The following is a 20,102-nucleotide window of genomic DNA, read 5'->3' on the forward strand; positions in this document are numbered from 1 at the left end:
GTTTAACAATTTAAGATGACGATGTCTAATTATTGCATTCTGGTTTTAGTTGTCAAGCGTCATTATGTCATCAGCATTTTCAAGTAAAATCTAAAATATGATTTATCATTTTACTCTTAGGACCATAGTTGTAAGAATTGCTTTGCAAGTCTGATTAGACCGTCTTTAGATAAGCTTTCAAACATTCAAAAATCCTGTCTAATGCTCTGCGACCGAGATCCGAGGGTAGCAGCAAGATTCGGTTGTTAAACAACCGGACATCTTGCCGATTGCGAAAAGGACGGCAATCTTAATTTTCACGTAGTTTTTTCTTCTAGTGTCTTTTGTGTTAGAAATCGACACTGCTTTTTTGGATCGCATTTTCATGTAAGAAATCAAATCTAATTTTTCCTCTTTCGCTTACCTTTTTAACATCTACACCTACTTCGATGCTCGGTTTTTATAACTCATAAATTGAAGATCAACTGCAATAATGTCTGCTTGATTTAGGTAGTATTTTCGTTGCTTTCCGTCAAACAAAAACAAATAATATCTAACCAGGCTCAGGCATATAAAAAAGAATTATTTATGAATAACCCTACTTACCCAGTCGTCTGTTTTGGGATTTTTAGAACGACAATATCGAATGGCGACAAGAATAACGCACCGTGATTACTCGGGTTATTGCAAGAAGAAACCGGAACATTGGGAAGGGATAATCCATTTTTATATGGACATCTGAAGCGGTTGGTATTCTTGCAACTACTAATTTGCTTTTAATGTATGGCAAGATCGCAGAAGTCTCTAACCACAGCCAATGAACCCATATCGACGTGTGTATTCTTAAATAGCTTAGTCCTTTCAGTGGATATAAGTTATTAAATGCATACAGTTTTAAAATGTTTCTTGACAATTTTGAATCCCTCTTCACATTATGACCCCCAACCACAACCAGCAGTGTTTCTAATTAGTATATAAATAAACTTTTCAGTTTGGAGAAAGAAAAAGGAATTTGTTTGGCAATCGCGTGGCGGCTTGCCATTTACGCGTAACTTCAATTCTAGCTCGTAAGCATCTTCATTTGTAATTAGCTTATAGAAACAACGGACTCAATTTTTCAATTCTTGACTTAATGACGGTATCCGCATTTTGAATATCGTCCAAAATAATGTCAATATTTTTAACATTAATTCTGATTATTTCTGACAGCATGCCGGATGGTATTGTAAACAAAGCGTCAATATCTGCGCTATTAACTGCTAATGGATAAAGCAGAAGCACTTCGGTACAGTTTCTTCTTATTGCATAGCTTACCATTTGATAAAGATCTGACTGAGAAACGCCGGCCTTTAATCCATCGTTGTTAGAACGAATTTTATATTTAGTATCAATAATTAGTTCATTTGGTACATATATATCATTCCGAATCTGAAAGACGGACTTACCTTGATTCATGGCGAGAAAATCTATACTCTGTCCTTTTATGTTTAAAGATGGCCATTTTTCTGAGATGAATCCGCAAATGAAATCTTCAAAAATGTATTCCATCGGTAAAAGGAAGCAGAAGTTATTGCTTTCCTCGTTTTCTAAATCGATAACCTGATTTGATAAATATAATCTGCACAAGTCCAAAATATGTTTACTATCTGCATACAGTGGATTTAATTTTACTTTATCGCAATCTTCGGCCGAACAACATACGTCTGACACATCGTGTAGAATAAATAAAATTTCGTCTAGTCTTTCCTGATTCAAATGATTTTCACTTATTGTACGCAGTCTTTTTGCGACATACTTTACAATCCTGTTGAATTGATTATCGAACACAAATGGTTCGTGTATGCAGTAAAAGTTTTGCCATTTACCATTAATAAGGTTATTTTTTGTATAGGCGTCAAATGAAATACACCCTTTTAAATAAGTGGTTTCTTCCTCAACGGTCTGGTATGCCTGAAATGGTTGGTTCGCAATAATTTCTGCTGTGTAATTGGCATATATATAAATCAGTAGTTCAAGAAAATTATCAAAATTCTGTTTTGAGACATCAGCAAAAGAAAATGGGAATCTAACTTTGCTACAGTATGAAAGCCAGTACAATATATTTAGCTGCCATTGTTTAACATTTCCTGATGTATCTTTTGAAAATATTTTAGGATAAACTTCAACGCGTATGCCATCATACTGTACAACGCCCACATAATTTCTTGCTGAAATCTTACCGTCTACAGTAAAATCGAAGAAACGTTGCCTTTGTATACTTTGCTCCTGAATTTCTTCTTCAGAAATATCTTCTAACGTTTCAATATAGCGATTTCTGTTCTGCCAGGCATTAGAAAGATAGCCGACAAAGTCTGCCAATTTTGATTGGTGTTCGATAAATGATTTACTATGCCACTCAAATAGTCTCACTCGGCTATAATTTGAAAGTTTTCTTTAATGCCAGTTTGCTTCAATGATATGCCCGCTTCCGAAAGAACACTCTTAACCGTTACTGAATTGTTTTGACAATACTCATAAAGCAAAGGAATGATTTTAGTGTTTAATATTTTACTTCTATCAGTCTCAGGCCTATTAATAAAAAAAGCATGGCCAATAAAGAAGTCTGGATTTTTCTTCCAATTGTATATAGCCTGATTTATTGCTTGTAGCAATGGGGCCCACCATTCGTCTTCCATATACTCTGGATAAAGTGCCTTAAATTCAAATCTTCTACGCAATGCAATATCCAACAGAGCTATGGATCGATCAGCTGTATTCATCGTACCTATGACAAACAAATTGCCGGGAACACAGAATTTTTCATTCGAATAAGGTAATTCAAGCCACATTTCATTATTGGAACCAATACGTTTATCATCTTCTAGCAATGTAATGAGTTCACCAAAAACGGCAGAAATATTAGCCCGGTTAATTTCGTCTATAAACAATGCAAATTGCAAAGCAGGGTTCGATCTGGCAGTCTCAAATTTTGCCACTCGGTTTTCAGGTAGATCTTTATAACAGGCATCAAAGGAATCATATCCAACTAATCGTAAGGCTTCTAAACAACTATTGTAAAAAATTCCTTTCTTTAGTTCGAACTGCAAATCTCCTGATTGCACCTCTGAATCCTCTTTCCTTAGGAGAGGCTTTATTCCTTCGATAAAGTCTTCATAGCTATATTTTTGGTGAAATGTAATAAAATCATATCGGGTTTTAAATGTCGAACTTTGTACAGGTTGCAGGATTGGATTGAATGCAATATCCAATAATTCCTGATCTATAATATTCGACAAGTCCTTCTTTTTATCGTCTGCAATAGTCCAGCGGCTTTCCTCATCCTTGTGAAAAAGTTTGATAGATCTTCGATACTTTTCTTCTAACTGTGTTGACATATCATCGGCATAAGATTGCAAATCGGCCCATGCAAGATTATTTGGCTTTGTTTTGTTTGCAGGATTTATTCTTGCCTTTATAATAGGGTGATCAACAATTTCACTAACAGTTAGTGATTTCTCGGCCACACCCAAAACAGCCCCCAAAACCTTCCAAAATGGATATTCTGAAACTTTTTCTCTTAAAACATCCTTTTCGCTTACAGCTATTCCCCTGTCTGTAAAGAACATTCCCTTATACTCATTGAGTTTATATGTTTTGCCCGTTCCAGGAGGCCCGTACAAGATGGTATTGATATGTAAGTCTAATTTTTTGCTCATATTTTGACTATTTCCTTCAACTAATTTCAACAGCGTATCATATTATGGGTTATTGAAAAATTGTTTGCGTCATTTACCAGTTTTAAATCTTGAAGACCAGGCGCTGTCTTGATATTCTGCCACAGCAATGGATTATCTATCAAATTGTGGGTTAATTCTATCCCAACCTTCAATGGGAATTTTGATTCGAATTTCGAGAGCTGGTTTTCTGTGGATGTGGCGGGCTCTGGATTGCTGATAATTCGTGCCAAGGCGTAACATCCTTGTCTTGCACCTGTTTGCCATAACACCACCTTATCATTTGTCTTTACTTTATCTCCAACTGCTACTTTCCAACTATCCAGCAAATTACCGTTAACAGCTTTCTTATAATCAAATTCAGTAGGATCGGTTTGAAAAATCCAATAGTTGACAAACCGGTCGCGCCATATTTTCAAAGCGGTGTCCTTGTACGAACCATGCACCTTACATATTCCTAATTGCAATGGATATGTGAACACTTCTTCTTTGGACAATTCATACCATTCAACCCTTGCAATATTGACACCATGTTCAATTTCATAGTTGTCAAAATCGCTCTCAAACTCAGGAAAATTATTAAATGAAGATGGGGGTTGTAGCACCTTTCCGATCGATAAAACAGTTTGACCTTTCGTAATTATGACTAAATCACCTACCGAATACAACTTACTCTCAACTCCTATAACGATTGAATGACTTTTGATAAATTCATAAAAGCTTGGTGCTCCTGTACCCCAGTTACATCCTAACTTCCAAACATTACCAGTTAAACTGATTATATTACCAAACGCTTCGTCAAATATTTGCTGTCTATACACATCATCTAGTACGACCTTTTCAAATATGGGATTATTGAATTTTCTAAATCCAGCTACAGCCGAACGCTGCAATTCTTTGTTAGCTGCATTCACCAGTCCATCAAAATTATTTGCAATTGCACCAACGTCAGAGCATCGATAATAGTAAGCAACCGGCTCTCCTTCATACTTGGTTACCTCAATATCGTCCGTTGAGACTCTTTCAGTATCGTGTATAAATTGCCATTCATTTGCTTCGTTAGAAACGTAGCCATAACAGTAACGTTGCCCTATAGTTATTGTTAATCGTTTATTGTCTTTTCTTGTGCCATACGTGATTCTCGCATCCTCTGCCTGAACATTGAGCCGATGCATCAAATTAGCGGCACCACTAAGGAACTTCGTCGAATTGACCTTCCCCATTCGTTTGAGTATTTGAACGAAATTCTCTTTTGACGCAAGCATTTCAACTTCTTCACCTTTGGGAACAATTTCAAAGTCGAGTTGCCTGAGAAACTTGTTGGTTTGCTCGCCCCCACTAAAGGGCCATTCTTTAGTTCCATTTGCATGTAAATTGGCGTATCGCATTATTTCCTTAGGGGGATACGACCTCCCATTAATCAGAACATCAAACCCGGTAGAAGGCTCCAATGCGATTCCTTCCCGTTCAATTTTATCAACAGCATCCAAGACATGTTGCTTTGTTATTTTATCAATGCTCATTGGACAAGGAGATATTTATCAGGTTGGAAATTGATATACTTTTTTCAAGGCAGGAAGGGCGTTATCAAAACCAAGCTCTTCCCTTCACGAGTTTATTTATTAATTAGAAAGGAGATGATGATAGCTGCTATAATCAATACCCAGGTAACATAAATGATGATTTGTTGCTTTTTAGCAGCGGCATCAACTGATGTTTGCAAAGCAGTCTTTGTTTGTTCCATTCCGCTTTGCAATGTAGTACGGGTTTCCTTTTGGTAATCCTGAACATCCCTTAACCGGTCAACAATGTTTCTTTCCAAACCATCTATTCGGCTTTGTACAGACTGTATTGCGGCCATTATACCTGCGATGTTAGCGTCAAGCTTATCTAATCTTTCAGGAAAGTTTACTTTTTCTATTCTTTCATGAAAAGCCTGAATAGTATCTCTAAGTTTTATCAAAGCTTCCTGCTCAAGCTTCATTTGTTGCTGAATATCACTCGTTACTTTTTGGAGTGTTCGATTTTCTTCTGTAACTCCTACAAGCTCAGTCGCGAAAATCGCTTTCAATTCATCTTTATGTTTTACATCGCTATTTTTCACCTCTTGTAATAGCTCAACATGCTTTTGAGGTATAGCTTTTACTGTTTGGGTAACTTGCTGTGCTGCTTCAACGTGCTTAATAGCAGGCTCAAGTTTTTCAATTTCCCTGTGCAAAGTTTCAAGTGCGGTTAGTACTTCTTGTGAGGCCATATTCTACGGTTATTGGGTCAAAAATTTTTGATTAAAGGTTCCAATCCATGTGGCATAGTATGATGCATAGTATTGATCTTCGATGCCATCAAAGGCTTTTTCAACGTCATAATTAAGCACATGACGTTCTACTTCTTTTCTAAATAGAATAATGAATGCCGGCACATTTAGTTCGGGATCTTCATTGTGTTTCCAATCAATCAATCCTTTAACTAATTCACTCGTCGCTTCATTTATTAATTCTCTAACGGTATCAGCTAAAATAAAAAGAGCAAACGACTTGAGTATTCTAAACTGAGGCTCATCAGGATAACTCCTTAGCATGCGCATAGTGGATCCCCGCAAATGCTTGATGTTACTGATAAATTCGCCAGTTTCCTCATTACTCACCAGGTTCAGGTATTTGTTAATAGTTTCCAGAACCGGCACCTCATCATCTAGGTCATCAGGCATCGAAGCTGACAAATCTCCACTTGCTGCTCGCTCCACAAAACCCCGTCTGGAATATTTAGCATTGAAGTAATAATAAATTTCATCCTTTATATAAGTGCTTTGTTCCAATGGATCCATCTTTGTGATGGAAGTTTGACACAATCTTACCATATCATCAATGGCCTGCAAACGCTTTTGTTTGATTTTTCCATAAATAAAATCAGTAAGATATTCAAGGCATTTGCTAATTACGGTTGCTTTCCCAGCTTTGATATCTGCCGTTGCTTCTCGCTTCAAATTTTCAATTTCTCTCTTTGCAACATTCTTTGAAGAATAACGTGAAACCAACTTCTCTAATGAATTATAATATTCATCATCACTCTTTTTTGTAAAATGAACCGTGTAAAGTTTGTTTTGGTAATCAATAGTGTAAGAATCTATTACACCAATAGAGATTAGACGGTAGATTGCCTTGGCTGTATCTTCCTGGCTTCGAGGCATGAAATACGCTCTCTGTAACTCTAACGATAAGTCATCGTCCAAATTAGTCAACCTTTGAGCAAAAGATTCGTTTTGTATTTTTAAAGACTCAACAAACTCCAGATAATCCAGACCGCCAGAAACAGCATCTTTCAACAAATTACTTAGCGTATTTCCTGAAATACTATTTGTAGAGATTAGCTGTTGAACAGCAGACGTATTCAATACCTTTTGAAAGTGATCTTGATTGAGATTGAAAAAATCGATGGACCGACCACGTTTTGAAGAGTAACGATTTGTAAACGGTATCGGCAATATCTTTTCGTCCCCCAGCTTCATATCCATCATTACTCTTTCAAGGCCAATTTGTTGCTGGGTATTTACAACGATTTGGTCCAGCCAGTTTCTGAGATTATCGACACCAGCAATGTGAGCAAACGGAAGACTTTTCTTCAGCCATTCTACCAGATCATAACAGAGGGCATCATTATTAAAGTCTCGGTAGATGCCAGTGTTTTGATTATCCAGGTAAACATATCCAATACTGATTCCTGAAGTCGTGTTTATAAACACTCTGTTCCGATGGTTTCCACTTCCAGCTTTAACAGCAAACTGGATGTCGTCCGTGCCATATAACTCATTCAACTGGTCATTGAGCATTTGAAGGCTAGAAGTGTTGGGAAACGTAATTCTACTTCTAAGTTCGTGGATCATTACACGCTCTTTCACTTGCCCTTTGAACGAATTTTTATGGAAATACATTAATATATCCTTATCAAGATGGAAAGGCGCATTAGCTTTTGTCCCCAGATCCAATTGGTCATCGTTAAACAAAATGACAGACAAAGATACTTTGCCATCGCGGCCAGCACGACCAGCTTCCTGGACAAATGATTCGATTGACTGAGGTATATTTATATGCACGGTCATTCGCACATTGGGCTTATCGATTCCCATGCCAAATGCCTTAGTTGCCACCATTACAGATTCTTCATTGTTTTTGAATGCCTCAAGGTGATAAAAGGATTCTTCATCTATTTTAGATGCATTTTCATCATCACCACTACCCATAAAATAGCCTAAAGTTTCTGCCTGGTAATAATGTTTTACATATTGGTCCTGGGGTATCGTAAATACATATTCTGGGTTATCGAAAACCCCGTGCGAATATTGCCCATTTCTGATTCCCAACCATCCTTGCCTATGAGGCATGAATACAATCAAGCCGTATTGATAGAGCCTTGTAGCATCCTTCATTTCGAATTTAAAAGGATTGACAGAAAGATGCAATTTTTCAAATAATTTCGATGCGTATAAACTCTCAGCAGCTGAGTCATTACCCGCAGCTTCCTTGAATTTCTGACGATTAGCCAGGGGCAAGTAATTGCGAAATGAATGTTTAATTGCCTGGTCAATTGCCTCTGCACCATTAAATATATCAAACTCCGCCTCCTTATTGCCGATCAATTCAAATATAACATCTTGCTTTCCTCCTCCAATAGTTGCCCGAATGACTCTTTCATTCAGATTGTCCAAGCCCTCATAAGAGCAAGGCACCTCTTTTATCGAATAATTAATTTCATCCCTCACACTATTTTCAAATCGAACCACTGCGTGCCCATCATCTTCTTTGATGTTCAACTCTCTTTCAATATCCGCTAGCACATCAAAAGATGCAGTGGCAGTCAATCCAAAAAGGGGTATTGAATTACCATTGTATGTAAGGCAAAATTTTTGAGCATTGTCGCCTAAATTCAAATAAGGCGTCCTAAAATCATGTCCCCATTCTGAAACGCAGTGGACTTCATCAATTACTGCATAAGCAAAACAATGACCATCTTTACGGGCATTGTCCAATGCTTTTCTAAAGTCATCAATCACAAATCTTTCAGGTGATACGAACAAGAACTGCAGCTGCCCTTTTGCTAATAACTCATGCTGGTTAAATGTTCTTTCTGCAGTTGTCAAGGTGGAGTTGATGAATTCGCATTTGTCAATATTCAACTCTCTTAGGCCATTGTATTGATCAATCATTAATGAGCGGATAGGATCAATTACAATTGTAGTCCCAGGTTGCAGGATGGCTGCGAGCTGATAGGTTAGTGATTTACCCCCGCCAGTGGGCAACAATCCAATTACCGACTTCAACTGAACGGCCCTGTTCAATATCGGCAACTGCCCCACACGAAAGTCGAGCTTCCGGAAAACGTCCTGCAAAAACTTTCTGAGCAGAGAGGACGTTTCGATTATCGGCTCATAAACTTCATTCTGAAATTGATTGACCAAGGGCCTGTAAAAAATGGGAGCAGCAGAAAGAACACCGGTATTAGTTTGATAGTGGGTATAATGGGAACTGCGTAAAATGATAGTGTTCGCGGAAGGTTCGAAATCGTCTTTAAAAATTGAAGTTCGTCGAAGGATTGAAATATCTATAACCAGATCAAAGGCACTTTTATCCAAGGTATTCAACGACTCTATTCTTTTGCCTTTGTGTAGTTTATGGTTTGCAAAATCCGGTGTTGAAAAAACAGTCAGCTCAAGGGACGGTATTTGAATTTGAGATTGAGCCAGCTCGTTTAATGTATTTAATAATATCTGAAGATCCTCAATCGCGGCCCGGGCACAAGGCAGATCTCTTTCTACAACCGCAATTTTTATTGATTCCTTTTGGCTGACCGATCCATAATTGGCCATCAGATACCGCAACATTATAGTTTGTAACCTCGCAATACCAAAAGGAGCCAGCACAAGGGATGTTAAGGCATCTGATAGATAATTGCTATTGTTGTAATTACTCTCTATCAACCGTATATAATCTTCCGTCGCTATCACACGAATAAATTCTGCGGCATCATTGTAAGCCGAATCCTCAGTAATATGGCTGATATTTCGAGACAACTGCCCGATCTCAAAATCTTTGAGGTCATCAATTAATTCCGTGTGGTATTGCCTACCGTCAACCTCAACGATATACGTTTTGTGGTGCTTGATTTGTACCTGACCATTATATCTGTTCGTCCTGTTTTTTGAAAAATCATAAGGAATCTCCAGACTGAAATCTACCCGGCCCTGGTTATTGTTTCTCGTAAACGTATTACGAGCTCTTTGCTTTTCCAACAGCTGGGCCAGGCAAGCCTTTTCCTCAGGTATAAATTTTAGTAAGAAATTTCTTTCAAAATCGCTGTCAACATTACTCAGATTAAGATATTCGCGTCTTGTTCGTGCTCTCGGTTCTACAATATGCAACGCATTAAATAGCGCCTCGCCGGTGTTCTTTTCAACCTCGCTGGAAAGAAATGGGAATGCAATTTTACCTCGTTCAGCGTTATCATGTCTTTGGGTAATTGATAGTTGTTCTGCAAAATACTCCTCCAAATGTACACTTGCCAATGTTGGCAATCCTCTTGTAATAATGTTAGCAGCAACAGCCAGTATAGACGGCAAGGATGCCGTTAATTCAAGGTTTACATTTGTCTGCACCTCGAATGTACTAAGGGATCTCAGTAGTCCATTCAGTTCTAACTGTTTCCCTTTTCCCTTGGCATAGGCATTTAGCGCATCTCTTACTGATTCTAGTATGTATCCACTCTGATATTGCATGATTACCGGGGTTCCAGGTTTGTTCAAAATAATCAATACCAAACATCACAATATGATAATATCATCGATTAACGAAAACGACCTCCTTGCTTCATGTCTTTCTACCTCACTACAAATAAAATTAAACAACTTTTAAATGGGTGGCAATCCCAGCTCCTTAAGAAACTCATTATGCTTGCTGGCAGCCTCAGCTATCTTCTTTTCAATTTCTACTAACTGCTCATTCACTTGTTGTAAGTCTATTACCTCTTCTGAAACGGCAGTACTGACATATCTCGAAATATTTAGATTATATCCGTGTTTCTCAATCTCATCCATCGTTACGCGACGGGAATAACGATCTTGCTCACTTCGATATTTATAGGTGTCAACAATTTTTTCGATATCATTTGGCTCGCCATCCTCGCCTTCGCGCAACCTGTTTTGGCGCTTGCCTTTTTCAAAGTATTCGCTGGCGTTTATAAATAACACGTCGTCAAACTTTTTACATTTCTTGAGCACAATAATGCAAACAGGGATACCTGTTGAGAAAAACAAGTTTGGCGGCAATCCTATCACCGTATCTATATTGCCATCCTTTAATAATTTGGTTCGGATCTTTTCTTCTGCCCCACCGCGAAACAAAACGCCATGGGGTAAAATGATGGCCATTGTTCCCTCTTTACTCAAGAAATGGAATCCATGCAATAAAAACGCGAAATCTGCGGCAGATTTTGGTGCGAGCCCATAGCTCTTAAAACGAAAATCTTCTCCCAACGCTTCGGATGGTTCCCAACGGTAGCTAAAAGGTGGATTGGCAACAACGGCATCATACTCCATCTTCCTTGCAGGATTCATTTCGTTGAGTATGTCCCAATCATTCAACAATGAATCGCCGTGATGAATTTCAAACTCGGTATCTTTTACACCATGCAACAACATATTCATGCGTGCAAGGTTGTATGTGGTAATGTTTTTCTCCTGACCGTATATTTTTCCGATGCCGTGTTGGCCAAGCTGCCTGCGCACATTTAATAGCAACGACCCTGAACCACAAGCAAAGTCTAATACTTTATCAATCTTTTTCTTTTTGCCGAGAGAAGGATCCTGACTATCCAATGTTACTATCTCTGAAAGAATGGTTGAAATCTGCTGAGGCGTGTAAAACTCACCTGCCTTTTTGCCGGAACCGGCAGCAAATTGACCAATCAAATACTCGTAAGCATCGCCCAACACGTCACTACTTGTAGAAAACTTAGCAATGCCCTCTGCAATTTTTTGAATGATGGTACAAAGCCTTGCATTGCGATCCGTATAATTCTTCCCCAGTTTTTCAGAATCAAGATTGATCTCAGAAAACAAGCCCTGAAAATTGCTTTCAAATGATTGATTTTCGATGTACTTAAAACCACCTTGCAGTATATGCAAAAGTTCGCGGTTTTGTGTACGGGCAAGCTCCGCAATATTGCTCCACAAATATTGAGGTTCGATAACATAATGCACTTTTCGGCGCATTTGCTTTTCAAACTCTGGTACATCAGCTTTATTTGCGGTATACCATGTTGCTAATGGCGGCCGTCTATCATCTTTAACTGGCGCAGGATAGTCGGCTCCCAACTCCTTTCTAGCTGCGGCCTCATAATTATCGGATAAATAACGCAAAAACAGGAATGACAGCATGTAATCACGAAAGTCATCCGCATTCATAGCTCCGCGAAGATCATCTGCTATTGTCCATAATGTTCTACCTAATTGTTGTTGCTCTATTGCTGTCATTGTTTGCTATGTTAGATGTGTCTTCAATAAGGAGTTCTGGTAAATAGAATTGATATTTATCCAGGAACGCCTGCAATATATCTTTAAAAAGTTTTTTGTTATCCTCTCCCATTTCGACCGGCTCATACACTGAATACTTACCATGACTAAGGAGGTTCAATGCGCGTGCATAAAGCACGTCATCTTCAACGCCATGAACACAAACTGCAAAATCATTAAAGCCAAAAAATGTTGCTGTTCTCTCTAATATGCTTCGAAGCATATTGAAATGATATGTGTTGATAGTACCAGATTCTGACACCCGCCTTAGCTCGCTTAATAAAGCAACGTGATGAAAGAAGGGAGTATCGGTTGTCGTTCTCAGATTGTAACCATCCGAACCATTTTTGTGCAGAAAATAGCAAATCGGTTTAGATTTCTTTAATTCATTAAACATGACATTAAAGAAGAGAGAATGATGAGAAGAAATAACCGTCTTAATTTTATCTGTTCCTCTTTTCAACAACTGGGATAAATCGCTAGCTACAGCAATAGCATTATTATCATCTAAAGATGAAATAGGGTCGTCAATATAAAAATACTTTACCCAATTATAAGCCTCCGCGCCCTCAATTGCAAGTTCACACACTGTAAGAAAAACACACCACACAAAAATATTTTCTTCTCCGCGAGATATTTTGATGTTACTGTCATTGTCTTTTATAAATGAGATCGTCCATTTCTCATAGTCAATTTTAAAATTGAAATCAGCATATCGTTCCAGGTGAGTAAATATCTTTTCTTCTAATGCAAGTTCTTTAAAGCCATCAAAAAAGCTCGATTCAGAATTTATTTGAAGAACCCGTTCTGTATCTTTTTCCAAGTCGTTATCCCAATGAAAAAGATCTTCTGTGAAAGCATTAAAATATAAAGTATCTCTAAAACCCTCACCCCTCTTACCCGTTTCTTGGAAAGCCATTGAAGTCCTTGTTTTTCCAGTGCCGTTATAAGCAAATAGGAGTACAAAGTTCTTCGTGTCTAGATCTCGACGAAACCTATCAACAAGGCTCTGCAAGGTTTCAAACTTGGTTATAGGGGATTGATGGCTCATTTATCATCTTCATTTTTAGAAGGAAACATTTGTTGTAGCAAACCTTCCTTATGAGTATTGAGTCTGTCTAGTTTTTGAGCCTCTTTTTCGATAAGATCGTCTAAAGACGAAAGGCAATCAGCTATTTTCTTTTGTTCAGATAGTTCAGGAAAGAGATTGCTTAATTTCAAAAAATCGCTGAAATGAACACGTCTTTTCTCCACCAAAGAACCTGTTGCAATATTGTCATAATGAGCAATCATTCCATGACTTCTAAAATATTTTTCACAGAACCTAGAGTCAACGGAATTGTCACAATGAAAAATGTTATAATATTTTGAAAGTGCAACTTTATCATTGCCTCTGTGCCTAGCAATTGCCCCAAATCTCAAATTCATCGGATTATAGGCAAAGTCATTCGGATACACTAACTTGTAAGCATCATCTTCATTTTTTACTAAAAACGACCGCTCATATCGCTCCGTCTTGGGCGTTACCCCATCTTCAATGGTTAAGCTATAAAGCGGTACTTCTTTTAAAGGAAATTCAGATCGTTCAGCAATAAACTCACCAAATTTTCTAAGTGTCCAAGCCCCACTACTTCTATATTCCTTAAACCGCAACTTAGGCACCGTTTCACTCTCCCCAGGAAATAACTGCTGCATCAAGCCTTTTTTATGTGACTTAAGAGCTTCTAGTTTTTGGTTTTGTGCAGTAATTAGTTCATCTAAAGAAGAAAGGCAGTCGGCGATTTTTTGTTGTTCTGGGCGGGGTGGCCTGGGTAACAATAACTCAGAAAATTGCTTATAGCTAACCATTTTGCCGTCTCTGATGCCTTCAATATTTTTATTTAAATCTTTAATAAAGATTGATGTCTTGAAATAATATTTAAAAAAAAGATTTATTATTTCCTTTTTCTTTCGAAGAACTATATATGCAGGGCTGCATATGCCTTTATAGTTCGAATATTCGATCCCACCCTGAAATGACCTAAGACTAATAATGAAATCATCAACATTTACAACTTTATAACTCTCTACACTTTTATCAGTTACTGAAACATTGTAATTAATTTTATGCCTTGGAATCGCTCCATGTTCTTGAGTAATGGCCAATATAGGGAGGTCGGAATTGTGATCCTTGTCAGAAATCTGATCGAACATCACATCTCCATTCAGATAATCCCATTGACCGTCATGGTTAAACTCAGGAAACCGCAATACAGGCACCTTATTATTATTTATTTTTTTACTCATACGCTGACAATCCTGATATTTCACGCCCTTGGGCAAGTTTTTTTAATTGAGGTAACAAGTCTTCCATTAAAGCCAACTCTCTTTTGGTTCGGTCCTTCCAGCCAAGCTCTAATGGTTCTAATAATGTATTTAGTTGCTCGCCATCAAATATCATCCGGTTCATAATGCCATCCACAAATCCCTTCAATGCTTTTGTTTGCAGGCCATGATTCCGGGCAATGGAGGCTAACTCCTTCGCTGTCTTTTCTTCTTTAAAGTTATCATAGCCGTCCCGTATTTCTTTTTCGGAAAGACCTTTTCCCACTTCCAAACTGTTAATGTATGCCACTATATCATCCCGTTCGTCTATCAGGTTAGCGCTTGAACTCAGGAGATTGACGAGTTGTTCTTTGGTCATTTTTTGCTTAGAAGGCTTGCTCTCCGTGTAACTGGCTATCAGTTTCATTATGTAGTCATAATCTACTACAGCAGAAGCAAACAAAACAAATTCAAAATCCAGTTGCTGTACTTCTGTACTGGCATCGTCCCCTTCTTTTGTTTGTTTTTCCTTTAAGCGTTTTGCCGTTTCCAAATACGCTCCTTTAAACGACCGCAGTTCTTCTTCCGGCAGCAATGTTTCTATTACACTTTTATTGTCAACACTTAGATCTGTGTATTGATCAAGTTGCGTCTTCAGCCTTTGCACTTCTTTAAAGTGGTTGATAAATTCTGCACGGGCGTTGTCTCCCTTGAGGTTATTTACTTCTTCGGGCGTACACTCAAGACCGTTGGTTTGCATGAACGTGTTTAAGTCTGAAACTGCTTTTTCATATTTCCCTATCACAACAGGTGCCGGATCAACTAACCATATTTCTTTCGCTTTGACAGTATCTTGTCCGGAGAACAAAGCGATAGCTTCGTCGACAGCAGTCTGCTGTTTGCGAAAATCAAGAATGTTACCATAAGGCTTGCTATCATTCAAAATACGATTGGTACGGGAGAATGCCTGTATCAAGCCATGATATTTAAGATTCTTATCTACATACAATGTATTAAGATATTTTGAATCGAAGCCTGTGAGCAACATATCCACTACGATCACAATGTCTATTTTGTGCTTATGAGGATAATCTGCATTAGTATATTTTTGATCCTTGATCCGTTGCTGTACATCCTGGTAATACAGGTCAAATTCATTTATACTGTGATTGGTTCCGTATTGATCATTATAATCTCCGATGATAGATCTTAATGCTATTTTCTTTTCATCAGGCGCCACCTGGTTGTCGGCTTTTTCTTGTGGTAAGTCTTCCTGAATTTGCTGCACATCTTTGTTTCCCTCTGCCGGAGGTGAGAAAACGCAGGCAATATTCAAAGACCGATAGCTTTCGTCCTCATCTTTCATTTTCTGCTGTGCTTCTTTGAACAGCCTCCTATATTCTATTGCCTCATTAATGGATGCTGTCGCCAGCAGCGCATTGAACCGCCGGGAGCTGGTGGCCGCATCGTGCTTATCCAGCACCGCATCCACAACCGCCAATCTGTGAATGGCCGTTCCTGTATTTATCTTTTCTTCAGATTTATAGTAGTCAACGTGAAAGCGCAATACATTCCGGTCTTCAATCGCATGCGTTATCGTGTAAGTATGTAATTGTTTTTGGAAAATGTCATTTGTGGTCACGTAGGAACCTACCGTTCCATCTATTTGTTTATAGTTTGCATTGGCCTCAAAAATTGGCGTTCCTGTAAATCCAAATAGCTGAGCATTTGGAAAAAACTCTTTAATAGCTTTATGATTATCACCAAATTGCGAACGGTGACATTCATCAAAAATAAAAACCAATCTTTTCTTGCTTAATGGCTGCAGCCGTTCTTTATAATTTTTGCGATGGGTTGGGTCGAGCGCTAAACCAAGTTTTTGAATGGTTGTTACAATCACTTTGTCGGCATAATCTTCCGACAACATTCGCCGAACAAGTGTTTCCGTATTTGTATTTTCTTCAACACAACCCTCCTGAAACTTGTTGAACTCCTCGCGTGTTTGCCTGTCCAGATCTTTACGGTCTACAACGAACAAACATTTCTCAATATCAGGATTGTCTTTTAACAGCGTAGATGCTTTAAACGAAGTGAGCGTTTTACCGCTTCCTGTCGTATGCCATATATAACCATTGCCCCTGTTTTGATGGATGCAGTCAACGATTGCTTTAACTGCATATATCTGGTAAGGGCGCATCACCATCAGTTTTTGTTCACTTTCAACCAGCACCATATAGCGGCTGATCATCTCACCCAGTGTGCACTTCTTAAGAAAGTCGTCTGCAAAATCATAGAGATTCGCTATTTTTTTATTGTCTTCACTCGCCCACTGATATACGGGCAAGAACTGCTCATCGGCATTGAAACTAAAGTGTTGATTTTTGTTATTGGCGAAATAGAATGTACTGGAGCGGTTACTAACTATGAAAAGTTGAATAAAACAAAGCAGCGAATTACTGTAGCCATTTCCCGCATCATTTTTATAATCTATGATCTGCTGCATGGCCCGGCGCGGGCTAATATCCAGCGTTTTCAATTCTATTTGCACTACCGGGAGTCCGTTAATAAGCAATATCACATCGTAACGGTGGCTGCTATTCTCAGTATTGATGCGCAACTGGTTTATTACCTCAAATTCATTTTTGCACCAGTCTTTGATATTAACAAGGGTGTATTGCAGTGGAGTACCGTCCTCCCGTTGGAAAGTATTTCTTTGACGCAAAATTTTGGAGGCTGCAAAAACATCTGGATTAACAACCTCATCATGAAGACGAGCAAACTCCGCATCGCTTAAGTTAACCCGGTTTAATGCTTGGAACTTTTCCCGAAAGTTTTCTTTCAGGCTCTTACGATCCCGTATATCCGCACGATAGGTATATTTAAGATCGGTTAACTTTCCGATAAAGCCGTATTCTATTTGGGGTTCATTAACCATTGAAAATTGCCGGTTAGTATTTTTTAAAAGTTAATGTGAGGACAACGGTTTTGGGTCATCCTATGTTAGGGCAAGCATTCTGCAATAAAAGTTTATTACAAAACACCGGTAAAGACAAATATAGTTGAATATACGTTGATATTTACAATCTTAGAACTCCTATTAAACTAGAAATACACTTTATTGCCCGCGACTTTAAATGCCTTAGTTAGACAAAACTTTCCAGCAACTGTTTTCGGTAGGAGTTTGGTATACCCTTGCTATAAACGTACTAAAAACTAAACACACGAAAATTTGTATTTTCGATGCCATTTTTATAAAAAACAGTTTAAAATTCTGCAGTAGAAAACAAGTTCTTCCATAAATTTTAGCTGCAACAATATCATAGTTCATGAGCAACAGGAAACAAAGCTGGCAAGAATTTGAGGAGATGATCTACGCGATCTACAAAGAATTAGAACCCCATGCAAATGTAACGCACAACGATTCCATTCTCGGTTTGGAGTCTGGCACCATGCGTCAAATCGACATTTCCGTTCGAAAAAAAATAGCGGGACATGAAATATTGATGGTCATACAAGCGAAGGATCTTAAGAGAGCCGCTGATGTAAACGTTGTGGGAGAATTTCGCTCTGTTCTTCAAGACATTTGCGCCCAAAAAGGGATCTTAATTTGCAACGTTGGCTTTACAAAGGCCGCCAAAGAATACGCCAAACGCTGCAAAATAGAACTCTGTTCTGCCCACGATGCCTCTAAGGTTAACTGGCAAACGAAGATCGAAATACCTGTCTTAAAAACGAGTATGGCAATAAAAACAAAAATTAACACACAGTATTTCCCCAAAGCACCTATGACCGTGGACCGTTTACAAATCCCTGATGTTATTACAGCTATGGAATATTTTGTTAGCAAATTAGAAAAGGACGAAATCTTAAAGACCCAAGGGAAACATCTTTTGGACTTGGATGCTTCACGTCTATTTAATGATGACATGCACCAATGGGATTTAAAAGCAAAAATCGAATACGACGTCACCCACAGGTATCATTTTAAATTTTTTACCCCCACAGACTACAGAGGTATCAAAGATTTTGTCTCAAATAACTTCAAACCTTCTTTTATAGAATTTAATGAGGAAATTCCATTTTTGAACGACGGAACATGGACGCATGTGGAAAACCCCGATCTTATACCATTAAATGCGTTTCACCTTAATATCGAATTTACAGAAATAGATATCCTGAAAAAGAAATTGCTCAAAATTGATTTTGTTGAGCCATGAAAAACTGTTCACCCTGCACAAAATTATTGTGTAGCACAAAATCTGTTTAGAACATAAACCTTGGCCAAACGCAATTTTATTAATCAAGTTTATGTTGCAACAGGTCTTGTATATCCTGCCACAAAAAGAATACCCTTGAACGAATTTTAAAAGGCCTTAATTTACCATGGCGCACCCAGTCGTATATGGTAGGCTTGGTAATATGAAAAAGCTCGCAAATTTCGGCAATCTTGAAAAGCGGCTTGTAAGTCAAACCCGGTGTTTCAAAAGTAACAGTTGCAGATCTTTCCTTATCCGCTTTCGCGACCTCCTCTCTAATGATTTGACGCAAAGATTGCCAGAACTGTTCCGGCTGATAAGGAAACAACATTGGGGTAACAATGTTACCATTTTTCACCTCTTCTTTCATCACTTTAAGTTTTAGCCACCTAAACTAACACTAAATGCAAATGAATAAAAGTAAAGTATGTGAGGAGCGGGAATGTCAGGGTGAATATACATATTGCAATGGTTAAGGATAAATTTGTGGCCCTCGAAATTAGCCAATGATTGCGGTCAATCAAGTAGTTTTGCCTCTATTCTCAGTTGGGCCGTTAGTTACGGCCCAATTTAAAAGAAAACCAGATTTAGGAAATTTTTACAGTATAATCTTCAAATTGATCTTCTAGCTGTTTCCCATATAACATACTTTGAAAAATCACTTTCAAGCACCAAGCGGTTATCTATATATTGATTCTACCAAATAAAATGTCGAAAAACTGATACTAACGATTGTTTAAATTGAAAAATGCTTACTGTATCTAAAACAATCACCAACATGAGAATAAAAAATTTCAATCCCCACTCTACAGTCCCAAATCTCTTAAACATTGGCTTAATTCTAAACTCGTCGTCACTCGTTCTATAAAAATTATTTTTTTCATAAACCGCTTGTTCTTCTTTGTACTTTATTTCGTTTATTTCACGTTCTTCATCTTCTTGAACCCAACGAAAGAAATTTGCTATAAGAAAATCAATAAAGACAAAGCAAACAGCATAACCCAAATATATACTTACCAATCCCAAAATAATCTTCCAAATTTCTAACTCGTGATTGAAGAGTATCCAAAATACCGAATTAAAAATTGCTACATAAAGACACGCTCTAAAATAGCCTTTGTAAAAATCATCCTTCATAATCTATAGTTGTTACGTACTTTACCAAGCTAAACTTTTGAAACCGAAGAATAAACCTGCTAACATTAATTTTACAATTTTCATTATCTCATCGATTTTGCGAACCAATTGTCCGAATTTGCTTTCAGTTAGCTCGACAAACATTTCCTGCCA

General features: G+C 38.0%; 12 protein-coding genes. 1 reads left to right on the top strand and 11 read right to left on the bottom strand.

Annotated features, from left to right (window positions below):
- Positions 1–1,071: 1,071 nt before the first annotated feature.
- From QJ048_RS19455 to QJ048_RS19495, 9 genes are all read right to left on the bottom strand, one after another.
- Complete coding sequence (locus QJ048_RS19455) at positions 1,072–2,388, bottom strand: McrC family protein (RefSeq protein WP_282336093.1); 1,317 nt, start codon at positions 2,386–2,388, stop codon at positions 1,072–1,074.
- Positions 2,385–3,674, bottom strand: coding sequence for an McrB family protein (locus QJ048_RS19460; RefSeq protein ID WP_282336094.1), 1,290 nt, complete (start codon positions 3,672–3,674; stop codon positions 2,385–2,387). The genes QJ048_RS19455 and QJ048_RS19460 overlap by 4 nt, the downstream gene beginning before the upstream one ends.
- 26 nt (positions 3,675–3,700) lie before the next feature.
- A complete protein-coding gene (locus QJ048_RS19465; protein WP_282336095.1) occupies positions 3,701–5,215 on the bottom strand; it encodes an EVE domain-containing protein in 1,515 nt (504 codons plus the stop codon).
- Positions 5,216–5,307: 92 nt separating this feature from the next.
- Complete coding sequence (locus tag QJ048_RS19470) at positions 5,308–5,946, bottom strand: hypothetical protein (RefSeq protein WP_282336096.1); 639 nt, start codon at positions 5,944–5,946, stop codon at positions 5,308–5,310.
- Positions 5,947–5,955: 9 nt separating this feature from the next.
- Positions 5,956–10,458 (bottom strand): DEAD/DEAH box helicase, encoded by a 4,503-nt coding sequence (locus QJ048_RS19475; protein ID WP_282336097.1) that lies wholly within the window; start codon positions 10,456–10,458, stop codon positions 5,956–5,958.
- A 132-nt stretch (positions 10,459–10,590) separates the two neighbouring features.
- Complete coding sequence (locus QJ048_RS19480) at positions 10,591–12,213, bottom strand: type I restriction-modification system subunit M (protein ID WP_282336098.1); 1,623 nt, start codon at positions 12,211–12,213, stop codon at positions 10,591–10,593.
- A complete protein-coding gene (locus QJ048_RS19485; protein WP_282336099.1) occupies positions 12,182–13,171 on the bottom strand; it encodes an AAA family ATPase in 990 nt (329 codons plus the stop codon). Before QJ048_RS19485 ends, QJ048_RS19480 begins: the two co-directional genes overlap by 32 nt.
- Positions 13,172–13,299: 128 nt before the next feature.
- Entirely contained in the window at positions 13,300–14,562 is a 1,263-nt protein-coding gene (locus QJ048_RS19490; RefSeq protein ID WP_282336100.1) for a restriction endonuclease subunit S, read from the bottom strand.
- Positions 14,531–17,491: a type I restriction endonuclease subunit R gene (locus tag QJ048_RS19495; RefSeq protein ID WP_282336101.1), complete on the bottom strand. Its 2,961-nt coding sequence runs from the start codon at positions 17,489–17,491 to the stop codon at positions 14,531–14,533. Before QJ048_RS19495 ends, QJ048_RS19490 begins: the two co-directional genes overlap by 32 nt.
- 391 nt (positions 17,492–17,882) lie before the next feature.
- Here QJ048_RS19495 and QJ048_RS19500 point away from each other — a divergent pair, with 391 nt between their 5' ends.
- Entirely contained in the window at positions 17,883–18,773 is an 891-nt protein-coding gene (locus QJ048_RS19500) for a restriction endonuclease (protein ID WP_282336102.1), read from the top strand.
- Positions 18,774–18,852: 79 nt separating this feature from the next.
- Here the strand turns inward: QJ048_RS19500 and QJ048_RS19505 are convergent, their stop codons facing one another.
- Both QJ048_RS19505 and QJ048_RS19510 read right to left on the bottom strand, forming a co-directional pair.
- Positions 18,853–19,182 carry a helix-turn-helix domain-containing protein gene (locus tag QJ048_RS19505; RefSeq protein WP_282336103.1) on the bottom strand — a complete coding sequence of 110 codons (330 nt, stop codon included), beginning with the start codon at positions 19,180–19,182 and terminating at the stop codon, positions 18,853–18,855.
- 326 nt (positions 19,183–19,508) lie between these two features.
- Positions 19,509–19,949, bottom strand: a complete 441-nt coding sequence (locus QJ048_RS19510; protein WP_282336104.1) for a hypothetical protein — start codon at positions 19,947–19,949, stop codon at positions 19,509–19,511.
- Between the last annotated feature and the right edge of the window lie 153 nt (positions 19,950–20,102).

The sequence above is a fragment of the Pinibacter soli genome, from assembly GCF_029961145.1.
Classification (GTDB): Bacteria; Bacteroidota; Bacteroidia; order Chitinophagales; family Chitinophagaceae; genus Pinibacter; species Pinibacter soli.

Bases quoted from the DNA above. Each gene is read 5' to 3' on its own strand.
- QJ048_RS19460 (WP_282336094.1), bottom strand. From the start codon at position 3,674: ATGAGCAAAAAATTAGACTTACATATCAATACCATCTTGTACGGGCCT.
- QJ048_RS19465 (WP_282336095.1), bottom strand. From the start codon at position 5,215: ATGAGCATTGATAAAATAACAAAGCAACATGTCTTGGATGCTGTTGAT.
- QJ048_RS19470 (WP_282336096.1), bottom strand. From the start codon at position 5,946: ATGGCCTCACAAGAAGTACTAACCGCACTTGAAACTTTGCACAGGGAA.
- QJ048_RS19475 (WP_282336097.1), bottom strand. From the start codon at position 10,458: ATGCAATATCAGAGTGGATACATACTAGAATCAGTAAGAGATGCGCTA.
- QJ048_RS19480 (WP_282336098.1), bottom strand. From the start codon at position 12,213: ATGACAGCAATAGAGCAACAACAATTAGGTAGAACATTATGGACAATA.
- QJ048_RS19485 (WP_282336099.1), bottom strand. From the start codon at position 13,171: ATGGCTTTCCAAGAAACGGGTAAGAGGGGTGAGGGTTTTAGAGATACT.
- QJ048_RS19495 (WP_282336101.1), bottom strand. From the start codon at position 17,491: ATGGTTAATGAACCCCAAATAGAATACGGCTTTATCGGAAAGTTAACC.
- QJ048_RS19500 (WP_282336102.1), top strand. From the start codon at position 17,883: ATGAGCAACAGGAAACAAAGCTGGCAAGAATTTGAGGAGATGATCTAC.
- QJ048_RS19505 (WP_282336103.1), bottom strand. From the start codon at position 19,182: ATGAAAGAAGAGGTGAAAAATGGTAACATTGTTACCCCAATGTTGTTT.
- QJ048_RS19510 (WP_282336104.1), bottom strand. From the start codon at position 19,949: ATGAAGGATGATTTTTACAAAGGCTATTTTAGAGCGTGTCTTTATGTA.